This window comes from Pedobacter sp. KBW01, assembly GCF_003852395.1.
Classification (GTDB): Bacteria; Bacteroidota; Bacteroidia; order Sphingobacteriales; family Sphingobacteriaceae; genus Pedobacter.
In genome coordinates, this window is the sequence record NZ_QAJQ01000007.1 from 316188 (window position 1) to 330441 (window position 14254).

General features: G+C 42.9%; 5 protein-coding genes. 2 read left to right on the forward strand and 3 right to left on the reverse strand.

What is annotated here, in order from left to right; translation table 11 throughout:
- The first annotated feature begins 33 nt into the window (after positions 1-33).
- A complete protein-coding gene (locus DBR40_RS27260; protein WP_410522636.1) occupies positions 34-153 on the forward strand; it encodes a YcxB family protein in 120 nt (39 codons plus the stop codon).
- A gap of 331 nt (positions 154-484) precedes the next feature.
- On the forward strand, positions 485-658 hold the full coding sequence (locus DBR40_RS26665; protein WP_158674009.1) for a hypothetical protein: 174 nt from the start codon (positions 485-487) through the stop codon (positions 656-658).
- A gap of 19 nt (positions 659-677) precedes the next feature.
- Here DBR40_RS26665 and DBR40_RS08025 read toward each other — a convergent pair whose 3' ends face one another.
- From DBR40_RS08025 to DBR40_RS08035, 3 genes are all read right to left on the reverse strand, one after another.
- The gene (locus DBR40_RS08025; protein WP_039479279.1) at positions 678-1325 is read right to left on the reverse strand and encodes a response regulator transcription factor; all 648 of its coding nucleotides are present in this window, start codon (positions 1323-1325) and stop codon (positions 678-680) included.
- A 111-nt stretch (positions 1326-1436) separates the two neighbouring features.
- On the reverse strand, positions 1437-2411 hold the full coding sequence (locus DBR40_RS08030) for a type IX secretion system membrane protein PorP/SprF (protein WP_233603832.1): 975 nt from the start codon (positions 2409-2411) through the stop codon (positions 1437-1439).
- A gap of 11 nt (positions 2412-2422) precedes the next feature.
- Positions 2423-14113, reverse strand: coding sequence for a gliding motility-associated C-terminal domain-containing protein (locus DBR40_RS08035; protein WP_124559224.1), 11691 nt, complete (start codon positions 14111-14113; stop codon positions 2423-2425).
- Positions 14114-14254: the final 141 nt, after the last annotated feature.

Here is a 14254-nt window from a genome sequence, read left to right on the forward strand (position 1 = left end):
CACGTTTTTTACCTTAACAGAGAAAATCGTACAATTAATCCTACAAAAAATTATATTTTGATTTTTATCAAAAAAAATCATGGTCTAATTGTGCCTAAACGGAGTTCTGTAAATCGGATTATTTATAAATTATTGATCTGGATCAACTACTAGTGTACAACCTGAAGCTATACCGCTATCTAACTGATGGTTATTAAACCTACTTCGGAAGAAAACTACTGTACAATCTTAAAATATTTGGAAAGTTTGCGGCTAAACGCTTATGTAGAGAAAGTAAAGCCATACACCATTTTGTGTATAATAAACTTAAAATTTGTATTAAAATTGTGCTCCTCTATTCACAATAAATTACACAATATCAAGACTATCAATTGCATGCTTTGAGGTCTTAATGAGTTGACGTGGCTAAATAAAAAGATATAATCATCAAACAAAACCTTCGCTTGTTTTAAAATGTTTCTATTGCAGACAAATACATAGAATCATGAATACTCACCGGAAAGAAAATAAAGAAAAAATAAAAGGGACTTCAAAAGAAAAAGCATCTTTTGATCAAAATGGAGCTGGCTCATCGGATAAGTTTGGACAGGCAGGCTCCACTCGCAACGAATCGGGAGAAAGCGGATTGGGCACCAAAAATAAAAACAGAGAAAGATAAAAAGAGTAAAATACTCTTTTTATCTTTCGTAAATGCTCATTTTTTCGGCAAGTTCGATGATGCTCTTTATTTTTAATTTTTGGAAAAGCCTCAATTTATACGTACTTACTGTACCCATTTGAAGATTTAACTGGTTAGAGATCTCTAATACACCAATGCCTTTGGTTAAAAGCTCTGCTACTTCAAGTTCTCTGCCCGAAAGTTTAGTAAACGGATTATCGGCATCGTTACCCAATATGCTATTGAACATATTTTCTTTAACGTTTCTGCTCGAGTAACGGCTACCAGCCAGAATTGTGGTAATCGCAATCACAATTTCTGATTCTTCAGCATTTTTAGTTAAATAACCTGATGCACCCGATTTTAAATATGGAACGGCATAAATATTCTCGTTTAATGAAGAAAATACTAGAATTTTTGCATTTGGCTGAACCAATTTAAGTTGATCGATTACTTTAAGGTTGTTACCGCCTGGCAAGTTTACATCAATGATAATTAAACTTGGCGATTTCTCTGCCTCAACAAGCGCCTGCTCGAGGGTTGATGCATGAATAATTTCGACACCCGGCCAAAAGTCTGATATTAAACCTTTTAAGCCGCGACGAATGATCTCATGATCATCGGCAATAAGCACAGTGAAGCCGCTAACAGCATTTTTTGTTTTCATTGTTTTTATAATATTCTGCAAGTTAATAAAAAGTTATTTTTTTGTACGCTAATGTAAGTTATTTTTTGTCTAAAAGTGTAAATATTATTATACACAATTAAGTTATTTTGTTTAGAACACCCTTGGGGTTGCCAATCTGATGTTTTGCCTGATAAAAGAATAGGCAATAGAAACCTCATGAGTACCGCCGCTATAGCCTTGTAAAGGGCCAATAGAGAAATCGTAACCATAACCTATTCTTAATTTTTCTGAAGGAAAGATCTGTATAGCTGCAACCGCAGAGTTGCGTGGCGTAAGATCTTTCTGAAGGTAACTTTTATCATACAATTTAACTCCTGTACGGTAAGAGCCCCCAATCCAGATAAAATCTTTGATAATTAAAAAGGCGTTTACATCTAAGCTGGTTGGCCCACCTCGATCGTCTTTCAATAAAAAAGAAGGCTTGATCTGAAAATTTTCGTTAAGCGGAAACAATGCGCCTGCTGTTAAATAATAGTGTGGTTTGGGCTGTGGAATAAAAGCATAACGATCGATATCGATATAAGTGGCAATCAGGTTATCGGCCGAAAAACCAGCGTAGTATTTATCGTTGGCAAAATACACGCCTGCCCTTGCATCGGGTACAATGGTACTCTGCATGCCTACCGGTTGGTTAGGTTCCGGATTGTTGGGATTAAGCATCGAACCATCTATACCCAACTGCGCCATGCCTACACCAAAACCTAAGGCCAGGCGAGAGCTGCCATCATCGTTCAGCCTAATGCGGTAAGCATAGTTGCCGTAAATGCTCAGGTTATTCTGTGCGCCCAGTTTATCGCTTGCTATTTGCAAAGCTAAACCTACATTGCCACTATTGGCAATGGCATCAACTGCCAGCGACATGCTTCGGGGTGCACCTGTAATACCCGTCCACTGGCTACGGTAAAAGCTATGCACATTTAACACTTCTTTATAACCCGCATAAGCCGGATTAATGTATATACCATTAAACATGTATTGGCTGTACTGGGCATCTTGCTGGGCAAATACACCCTGCGAAAGCAACATGAACGAACCTGCTATTAATTTTATTAATTTCTTCATCATTCCCTTTCGTATTAATTCTTAAATGCCCTGATTAAAGTAATGTAACCTTTAAACACTTTCAGTTCGCTGCTGCCCGACTTACGTACGCGTAATAAATAGTAATAAGTACCCTCATTCAGCCCCTCACCTGTCCTGTTATTCTGGTAACCTTTGGCGCGGTAAACTTCATTACCCCAGCGATTAACAATAGTCAGTTCGTTTTCGGCAAAATTGGCCAATCCGTTGATCTCGAAAGTATCGTTGTTACCATCTCCGTTTGGCGTAAACAGGTTCGGGATAAGTAAATCATCACCCGAAATAGTTGCTGCGTCTGCAAGTACAGTATTGTTGTTCATTACCGGATCGGGCTGATCGGCTTTTACCGTTGCACTATTATTCAATATACCTGTAGCCAGTGTACGTGATTTGAAGGTTAAGGTTGCCGACTGGTTTAAATCCAGACTGCCAACCAACCATACAAAATCGCGGGTTGTGGTACTGTAAGTCGTAGTACCCACGGTTACGGTAATCTCTTTTGGCGCATCGATAAGCGTTGTTAACCTATCGGTAACAGTAACACCGGTAGCCTTATTTGCTCCTTTATTGGTTACGGTAATTTTATAGGTTACATCAGATCCGGTCCTGATTTCGCCTTTGGTCATCAGTTCTTTGGTGATTACCAGATCGGCCGATTTATCTACATCCATAATTACCTCAGGCTTAATCACTGTTCCGTTTGGAGCAGTCATTGTCGCTACGTTTTTAATGGTATTATAGCTATTTACATCTGGTGTAACTTTAGCATCGAAGGTGAGCACTGTGCTCGAATTAGGTTGCATGTTGATGGTCCATTTCAGGCTGTTGCCTGTTACCGTTCCATAACCAGAAACCGAGCCTGGTACGTAGGTTAAACCTGCCGGAAGCTCATCAGTAATGGTTACCCCGTTTAATGCCGAGCCACCAGTATTGCGCACCTGCAATGCATAAGTTAATATTTCGTTTGCCTGTGCCTTACCATCTTTATTTCCTTTGTTATCGGCTACCGATTTACTGCCTTCTAACTTGCCTTCGGTTGGAATAGCAACTGCCGGATTTAATGGAGATGCAATATTGGCCGGATCAACCACTGTTGCAATGTTATTGATATTTAAAACGCCTGAAGGAAGGGCTGCATCAACAGTCACCTTGAAAGTTACCACTACCTGTCCGTTAGCTGGTATGCTTAGGTTGGTCCACGTTAATACATTACCTGCCAACACAGCACCTTTATCGGCACTTGCATTTACATAAGTGGTATTGGCCGGTATCTGATCGGTAATTTTAACACCGGTGCGGTTTGTAGTACCGTTATTGCGTACCACAATGCTGTAGGTTAATACTTCGTTAGGCTCGGCTTTGCCATTATTATTAGCATCAGTAACTGTTTTGGCACTGGCAATGCGCGGTAGTTCTAAAACTGTCGGACTGTCGTTATCTTCAGCCGTTCCCGAAATATCGGTAACCTTATTCCCTGCCGGAGTACTTGCCGTAAGTGTGGCAGTATTGCTAACCGAACTTACATTTTTCTCGGCCTGGGTAATGGTGTACACTACGGTTGCTACAGCAGTTTCACCAGGCGCAATACTTGCTGGTGTGAAAGTAACCGTTGAAGGGATTTTAGCATCAACCAGGTTAAAGTTGCTTAAAGTAACATTACCGGTATTTTTTGCTGTGAATGTATAAGAAACCGTATTGCCATCAGCACTTAGGGCACCTGTTTTAACCAAAGTTAAACCTGGGGCTTCTGGAATAATGTAAACTGTAGGATCATCCGGAGCTATAGTTTTAGGATTATCAGAAACTTTGGCCAGCTTGTTGCCCACACCATAATTAGCCGTTAAACTGGCCTGGTTTACAAATTTTCCGTAATCGATTTCAGGCTGGGTTAACGTATGTCGCGCCAGGATCATAGCTGTTTCTGCTGGCTCTAATTTGGCAATAACCGCAGGCGTAATACTACCCGCATCAGCACCAGGATCGGTTACTACGATATTGGTTAAGGTAATGTTACCGGTATTGGTTACCTGGATGCTGTACTCAATCACCTTGATTACACCGGCACCGCTGGCTACCAATTTGGTAAACCTTACAGATGGATCGGCAATAATTGGCGAGAAAGTAGCATCATCGGCAGCAGGTGTAGCCGGATTATCAGACACTTTGGTTAAAGTATTTCCCTGGGGATCTTTAGCCGTTGCATTTACCTGATTACTAAAACCACCTGCATTTACGTCACTTTGTTTTACCGTATGTTTAGCGCTAATGCTCACCGTTTCGCCCGGTAATACGCGGGTGATATTGGCAGGTGTTAAACTTCCGGCATCGGCATTTGCATCTGTTAAAGCAATATCGGTTAATGTTACATTACCTGTATTTTTGAAAGTAATGTTATAATTAATTACGTCGCCGGCTTTGGTTGCTGTATTTGCAGCGGCCTTGGTTAAAGTATAAGCAGGCGAAGGAACTATCTTCGTTACAGTAGGATCGTTAGGCGTGGTAGTAGCCGGATCATCTGATAATTGGGTAATCGTATTGCCTTTACTATCGGTAACTTTTACAGTAGCCTGGTTGGTAAAGCTACCTGAATTGATCTCACTTTGTGTTAAGGTATGTTTAGCCACAGCATTAATACTTGCTCCCGGTGCCAACGTTGCAATGCTTGCCGGCTGTATGCTACCTACATTTGCCGCTGCATCGCTCAATACCAGATTACTCAATGTAGTGCTACCGGTATTGGTAATGGTGAAGGTATAATCGATTGATTCGCCAGCCTTTGTACCTACTGAAGTGGCAACTTTGGTAAAGGTAAACGATGGAGTACTCACTACTGGTGTTTCAGTTGGTGTATCGTTACTTCTTCCGCTACCCGAAATATCAGTTACGGAATTTCCAGCAGGTGTTTTTGCTGTTACCGAAGCCGTATTGCTTACTTTTCCGGCATCTTTATCACTCTGTGTAAGGGTATAAACTTCATTATAGGTTAAGCTTGCACCCGCCGCCAAAGTACCAGGTAAGGTTTTGGTGAGGGCTAGCTTACTATCTACCAGTACAATATCATTAATGGTTACATCGCCGGTATTGGTAACGGTGAAAGTATAGGTAATCTGGTTTCCATCGGCGCTTAAGGTACCAGTTTTAACCAGTGCTATACCACCTTTTAATAAAGGCGTAGTTACCGAAGATTGGTTATTGGCATTTTCAGGATCGTTTGTTCCGGAAGGTGCGGTTAAAGATACCTGATTAACCAGTGCCGAACCTGCATAGCCTGCTGCTACTTTCCCATTCACTATTAAACTTACTTCATCGCCAGTCAATAAATCGGCCGATAAGGTAAAGGTATTTCCAGTTGCACTGTAAACACCGCCTGTAGCTGCGTAGGTAATATTTTCAAGTCCGGCTGGAAGGTTTTCTGTTACCCCTATCGATTTGCCGCTTAAAACGGTAGTCGGACCATTGTTTTTGATTTTAATGGTATAGCTGATATTTCCGCTGGTTTCTACACCGCTAACATTAGCTGTTTTGCTGATCTGAAGATCGCTGCTCCAATCCGGAATGGTAACCACAACTTTAGCTGTAGAAGTCTTGGTCGCATCCAGTTTATCGGTAATGGTATAGGTCAGGTTGTACACTCCAGGAAGTGTTTTAGCTGCTACATTTACTTTTCCGCTGGCAACATCGATGTTGATATTCGGGTTATCAGTTGAATTTTGGGTGATTGAAACGGTTCCGGTTGTTGCGGTCGAAACTGCATTATAAAGGTCGTTCACTAAAATATCGGCGACTGCAGTACCTCCTGTAAATCCATTAACGGTACCGGCATCATCTTTTGCTAAAATTGCACCTGTACCAACGGTAATGGTTACTGTGGCTGTTTTAGTTTGACCAGGGTTCAGTTTATCTTCGATCTGGTAAACCAAAGTATAGGTTCCGGCAGGCGTGTTTGGTGCTACATTCACTTTTCCAGTGGTCACATTTAAACTTACATTAGTATTGCTGCTCGAAACCTGGGTTAATTTAACATCAGCCAAAGTTGCAGGGTTACCATTATAAGTATCGTTCACCAATACATTTTCTACTGCTGTGCCACCGGTAAAGCCGTTTGCATTGCCAGCATCGTTTGTAGCAACGATTGCTGGTGCAGTAACTGTAATGGTTACTGTAGCTTGCCTTGTTTGAGTAGTATCTAATTTATCTGCAATTTCGTAAACTATCGTGTAAACGCCTGCCGGGGTATTAGGTTTAACATTAACCTCTCCGGTTGTTGTATTAAGTGTAACGTTCGGATTAGTTGTTGAAACCTGACTAAGTGTAACATCACTTAATCCAGGGGCAGCAGTTGTTCCATTATAAGTATCATTTGCTAATACGTTCGCCACTGGAGTCCCTCCTACTAAACCATTAACACTTCCCGTATCGTCTTTTGCTGTAAGCGTTCCCGAAGCTACCGTTACTTTTACTATTGCAGTAGAGGTTTTAGTCGCATCCAGTTTATCGGTAATGGTATACGTTAAGGTATAAACACCAGCGGCAGAATTCGCTGCAACACTCACTGCACCTGTTGCAGGATCGAGTGTTACTTTTCCATTGCTATCATTTGTACCATTGGTAATGGTTACATCTGCTAAAGTTGGCGCGGTTGTGGTACCGTTGTAAGTATCGTTCGAAAGTACATTCGCAATAGCTGTTCCACCAGTTACTGAGTTAGCTGTACCAGCATCATCTTTGGCTAATATCGCACCAGAAGCTACCGTTACTTTTACTGTTGCAGTAGAAGTTTTGCTTGCATCCAGTTTATCGGTGATGGTATACGTTAAGGTATAAACACCAGCTGGGGTGTTCGCTGCAATACTCACTGCGCCTGTTGCAGGATCGAGTGTTACTTTTCCGTTGCTATCATTTGTACCATTGGTGATGGTTACATCTGCCAAAGTTGGGGCAGTTGTAGTACCATTATAAGTATCGTTCGCCAAAACATTTGCTACTGCTGTTCCACCAGTTACCGAGTTTGCCGAACCAGCATCATCTTTAGCCAATATCGCACCCGAAGCTACCGTTACTTTTACTGTTGCAGTTGAGGTTTTAGTTGCATCCAGTTTATCGGTGATGGTGTAAGTTAAGGTGTAAACACCTGCCGGAGTATTCGCTGCTACGCTAACCGATCCTGTTGCAGGATCGAGTGTTACTTTTCCGTTGCTGTCGTTAGTTCCGTTGGTAATGGTTACATCTGCTAAAGTTGGTGCTGTTGTGGTACCGTTGTAAGTATCGTTCGAAAGTACGTTCGCTACTGCTGTTCCGCCAGTTACGGAGTTTGCCGAACCAGCATCATCTTTAGCCAATATCGCACTCGAAGCTACCGTTACTTTTACTGTTGCAGTAGAAGTTTTGGTCGCATCCAGTTTATCGGTGATGGTGTAAGTTAAGGTGTAAACGCCAGCTGGAGTATTCGCTGCAACACTCACTGCGCCTGTTGCAGGATCGAGTGTTACTTTTCCGTTGCTATCATTTGTACCATTGGTGATGGTTACATCTGCCAAAGTTGGGGCAGCTGTAGTACCATTATAAGTATCGTTCGCCAAAACATTTGCTACTGCTGTTCCACCAGTTACCGAGTTTGCCGAACCAGCATCATCTTTAGCCAATATCGCACCCGAAGCTACCGTTACTTTAACCGTAGCAGTTGAGGTTTTAGTTGCATCCAGTTTATCGGTAATGGTGTAAGTCAGTGTATAAACAGCAGCCGGAGTATTCGCTGCAACTTTAACTTCTCCAGTTGTTGGATCAAGTGTTACTTTTCCGTTACTGTCGTTAGTTCCGTTGGTAATGGTTACATCTGCCAAAGTTGGTGCAGTTATAGTACCATTGTAAGTATCGTTCGAAAGTACGTTCGCTACTGCCGTTCCGCCAGTTACGGAGTTTGCCGAACCAGCATCGTCTTTAGCCGTCAGCGTTCCCGAAGCTACTATTACTTTTACTGTTGCAGTAGAAGTTTTAGTCGCATCCAGTTTATCGGTAATGGTATAAGTCAGGGTATAAACAGTAGCCGGAGTGTTCGCTGCTACGCTTACCGCTCCTGTTGCAGGATCAAGTGTTACTTTTCCGTTGCTATCATTTGTACCATTGGTAATGGTTACATCTGCTAAAGTTGGTGCTGAAGTGGTGCCATTATAAGTATCGTTTGAAAGTACGTTTGTTACCGCTGTTCCACCCGTTACCGAGTTCGCTGAACCTGAATCATCTTTAGCCGTTAAAGTTCCCGAAGCTACCGTTACTTTTACTGTTGCAGTAGAAGTTTTCGAAGCGTCCAGTTTATCGGTTATTGTATAGGTTAAAGTGTAAACACCAGCCGGGGTATTCGCAGCAACGCTCACTGCGCCTGTAGCAGGATCCAGTTTTACTTTTCCATTGCTGTCATTTGTGCCGTTGGTAATGGTCACATCAGCTAAAGTTGGTGCTGAAGTGGTGCCATTATAAGTATCGTTTGAAAGTACGTTTGTTACCCCTGTTCCACCAGTTACCGAATTGGCTGAACCGGTATCATCTTTAGCAGTTAAAGTTCCCGAAGCCACTGTAACCTTAACCGTAGCAGTTGAAGTTTTAGTTGCATCCAGTTTATCGGTGATGGTATACGTTAAGGTGTAAACGCCAGCTGGAGTGTTCGCTGCAACGCTCACTCCACCGGTTGCAGGATCGAGTGTTACTTTTCCGTTGCTATCGTTAGTGCCGTTAGTAATGGTTACATCTGCCAGAGTTGGTGTGGTTGTGGTACCGTTGTAGGTATCGTTTGAAAGTACGTTCGCAACCGCTGTTCCACCAGTTACCGAGTTTGCTGTACCTGCATCGTCTTTTGCTGTCAGTGTTCCTGAAGCCACTGTTACTTTTACTGTTGCAGTAGAAGTTTTGGTCGCATCCAGTTTATCGGTAATGGTATAAGTCAGGGTATAAACAGCAGCCGAAGTATTCGCTGCTACGCTTACCGCTCCTGTTGCAGGATCAAGTGTTACTTTTCCGTTGCTATCATTTGTACCATTGGTAATGGTTACATCTGCCAAAGTTGGTGCGGTTGTGGCACCGTTGTAGGTATCGTTCGCCAAAACATTAGCTACCGCTGTTCCGCCAGTTACTGAGTTTGCAGTACCTGCATCGTCTTTGGCCAACATTGCACCCGAAGCTACCGTTACTTTTACTGTTGCAGTAGAGGTTTTAGTCGCATCCAGTTTATCGGTGATGGTGTAAGTTAAGGTGTAAACGCCAGCTGGAGTGTTCGCTGCAACTTTAACTTCTCCAGTTGTTGGATCGAGTGTTACTTTGCCATTGCTGTCGTTAGTTCCGTTAGTAATGGTTACTTCTACCAAAGTTGGAGCAGTTGCAGTACCATTATATATATCGTTTGCCAAAACATTAGCTACTGCTGTTCCACCAGTTACCGAGTTTGCTGTACCTGCGTCGTCTTTAGCAGTCAGCGTTCCTGAAGCCACTGTTACTTTTACTGTTGCAGTCGAAGTTTTAGTTGCATCCAGTTTATCGGTGATGGTATAGGTTAAGGTATAAACGCCGGCCGGAGTGTTCGCTGCAACTTTAACTTCTCCAGTTGTTGGATCGAGTGTTACTTTTCCGTTGCTATCATTAGGACCGTTGGTAATGGTTACATCTGCCAAAGTTGGGGCAGTTGCGGTACCATTGTAAGTATCGTTCGCCAAAACATTCGCAACCGCTGTTCCACCGGTTACTGAGTTTGCCGAACCGGCATCGTCTTTGGCCAATATTGCACCCGAAGCTACCGTTACTTTTACTGTTGCAGTAGAAGTTTTGCTCGCATCCAGTTTATCGGTGATGGTATAAGTTAAGGTATAAACAGCAGCCGGAGTGTTCGCCGCAACGCTTACTGCACCTGTTGCAGGATTAAGTGTTACTTTTCCGTTGCTATCATTTGTACCGTTGGTAATGGTTACATCTGCCAAAGTTGGGGCAGTTGCAGTACCATTATATGTATCGTTTGCCAAAACATTAGCTACTGCTGTTCCACCAGTTACCGAGTTTGCTGTACCTGCGTCGTCTTTAGCAGTCAGCGTTCCTGAAGCCACTGTTACTTTTACTGTTGCAGTAGAAGTTTTGCTTGCATCCAGTTCATCGGTAATGGTATAAGTTAAGGTATAAACGCCAGCTGGAGTATTCGCAGCAACTTTAACTTCACCAGTTGTTGGATCCAGTGTTACTTTTCCGTTGCTGTCATTTGTACCGTTGGTAATGGTTACATCTGCCAAAGTTGGTGCAGTTGTAGTGCCATTATAATTGTCGTTCGCTAATACGTTTGTAACAGCTGTTCCACCAGTCACAGAATTTGCAGATCCTGCATCATCTTTAGCCAATATCGCACCAGAAGCTACCGTTACTTTTACTGTTGCAGTCGAAGTTTTGCTTGCATCCAGTTTATCGGTGATGGTATAAGTTAAGGTATAAACGCCAGCCGGAGTATTTGCTGCTACGCTCACTGCACCTGTTGCAGGATCGAGTGTTACTTTTCCGTTGCTATCATTTGTACCGTTGGTGATGGTTACATCTGCTAAAGTTGGTGCAGTTGTGGTACCATTATAATTGTCATTCGCCAAAACGTTCGTTACAGCCGTTCCACCAGTTACAGAGTTTGCTGTACCTGCATCGTCTTTGGCTGTCAGCGTTCCTGAAGCCACTGTTACTTTTACTGTTGCAGTAGAAGTTTTAGTCGCATCCAGTTTATCGGTGATGGTATACGTTAAAGTATAAACACCCGCCGGAGTGTTTGCTGCAACACTCACTGCGCCTGTTGCAGGATCCAGTGTTACTTTTCCGTTGCTGTCATTTGTACCATTGGTGATGGTTACATCTGCCAAAGTTGGTGCAGTTGCAGTACCATTATATGTATCGTTTGCCAAAACATTAGCAACTGCCGTTCCGCCAGTTACCGAGTTGGCTGAACCTGCGTCGTCTTTAGCAGTCAGCGTTCCTGAAGCCACTGTTACTTTTACTGTTGCAGTAGAAGTTTTGCTTGCATCCAGTTTATCGGTGATGGTATAGGTTAAGGTATAAACGCCGGCCGGAGTGTTTGCTGCTACGCTCACTGCACCTGTTGCAGGATCCAGCGTTACTTTTCCGTTGCTATCGTTAGTGCCGTTGGTGATGGTTACATCTGCTAAAGTTGGCGCAGTTGCAGTACCATTGTAAGTATCGTTCGAAAGAACGTTCGCAACCGCTGTTCCACCAGTTACCGAGTTTACTGTACCTGCATCGTCTTTTGCTGTCAGCGTTCCTGAAGCCACTGTTACTTTTACTGTTGCAGTAGAAGTTTTAGTCGCATCCAGTTTATCGGTGATGGTGTAAGTTAAGGTATAAACAGCAGCCGGAGTATTCGCAGCAACTTTAACTTCTCCAGTTGTTGGATCAAGCGTTACTTTTCCATTGCTATCATTAGTACCATTGGTAATGGTTACATCTGTTAAAGTTGGGGCAGTTGCAGTACCATTGTAGGTATCGTTCGCTAATACATTAGCCACTGCAGTTCCGCCGGTTACCGAGTTTACTGCACCTGTATCATCTTTAGCCAATATCGCACCTGAAGCCACTGTTACTTTTACTGTTGCAGTCGAAGTTTTAGTCGCATCCAGTTTATCGGTGATGGTATACGTTAAAGTATAAACACCCGCCGGAGTGTTTGCTGCAACACTCACTGCGCCTGTTGCAGGATCGAGTGTTACTTTGCCGTTGCTATCGTTAGTACCATTGGTGATCGTTACATCTGCTAAAGTTGGCGCAGTTACAGTACCGTTGTAAGTATCGTTTGAGAGTACGTTCGCAACCGCAGTTCCACCAGTTACTGAGTTTGCTGAACCAGCATCGTCTTTAGCAAGGATTGCGCCAGAAGCTACCGTTACTTTTACTGTTGCAGTAGAAGTTTTGCTTGCATCCAGTTTATCGGTGATGGTATAAGTTAAGGTATAAACACTAGCCGGAGTGTTTGCTGCTACGCTCACTGCACCTGTTGCAGGATCCAGCGTTACTTTTCCGTTGCTATCGTTAGTGCCGTTGGTAATGGTTACATCTGCCAAAGTTGGGGCAGTTGCGGTACCATTGTAAGTATCGTTCGCCAAAACATTCGCAACCGCTGTTCCACCGGTTACTGAGTTTGCCGAACCGGCATCGTCTTTGGCCAATATTGTACCCGAAGCTACCGTTACTTTTACTGTTGCAGTAGAAGTTTTGCTCGCGTCCAGTTTATCGGTGATGGTATAAGTTAAGGTATAAACAGCAGCCGGAGTGTTCGCAGCAACTTTAACTTCTCCAGTTGCTGGATCAAGTGTTACTTTTCCGTTGCTGTCGTTAGTGCCGATAGTAATGGTTACATCAGCCAGGGTTGGAGCAGTTGCAGTACCGTTATAAGTATCGTTAGCTAACACGTTAGCTACTGCTGTTCCGCCAGTTACTGAGTTTGCCGTTCCATTGTCGTTTACTGCTATTATCGCTCCACTTACCAAATGAACTGTAACTGTTGCTTGTTTTAAATTTCCAGGATTTGCTTTGTCCTCAATCTGATAAACCAAAGTATAATCACCCACAGGTGTGCCTGGAAGTACTTTCACCTCTCCGGTTGCCGGATCGATTGAAACATTCGGATTACTGCTCGATATCTGAGTAATGGTTACATTCGTTAAGGTAGCCTGATTTCCGTTCAGCTTGTCGTTCACTAAAACATTAGCAACTGCAACACCACCACTTACCGCGTTTAAGGTTCCTTCATCATCAGCCGCATAAACACCTGTAGCAGTTACTGTCGGTGTATCGTTGGTTGCTGTTGTACCGGAAACATCAGTTACATTGCCATTCGAAGGATTTTTTCCGGTAACTGTTGCTGTATTGCTTACCGAACCCGATGTTTTCTCTGCAGCAGAGATTGTGTAGCTTGCGTTAGCAGTTGTACTGGCCCCTGGAGCTAAAGTTGTGGCAGCTAATGTAATCGGCGCGGTAACTTTACTATCGGTTATAACCAGATTATTAAGTGTAACGTTACCTGTATTTTTAACCGTAAAAGAATAGCCAATGGTATTTCCATTCAGGTTAAGGGTACCGGTTTTAACTAAAGTAATGGCTGGCGATAGCGTAATACTAACATCTGCTGTAGCTGTTTTCGCCGTTAGCAACTCTGTGGTTTGAACACTTGCTGTATTGGTAATTTTTCCAGAATTATTAACTGGTTTACCATTGTTATCCAAATCAGCCTGAACTATATTATAAGATCCGCTATAAGTCCAGCTCTCCCCTTTTTCTAAAATATTATCAGCATTTCCTGTTTTAACCGGATTGCTTAAAGTTCCACCCAATAACGGGTCGCTAACAACCACATTGGTTTGACTTGCGTTTCCGGTATTGGCTACTGTTACTGTATAGTGAATTGTATTTCCAGCTTGATTAACAGTAGCTACATCCGCTACTTTTGCGATCGAAATTGATGAACAAACCGGAATATTTACGATAATAGTAAAAGGGTTTCCAACGCATGCTCCGGCTACCGTAGCTTTCGGCGTTACGGTATAGGTTATGGTTTGAGCTGCATTGCTGGTATTAATTAGAGTTTGATTGATCGTATTTCCCGTTCCACTTGCAGCTCCACTTACATTGCTGTTTGAATTGACAGTCCAGGTAAATGATGCAGGCACAGCATTTCCACCATTGGCTGTATTATCAATATTTGCAGTTTGAAGATTATAGCTGAAACTACCAGTACAATCAACTGTTTTAGTATCATTAAATCCTTTTGGTGTTTGATAGATCGTTACAGTAATCTGTGCACGGCTTGC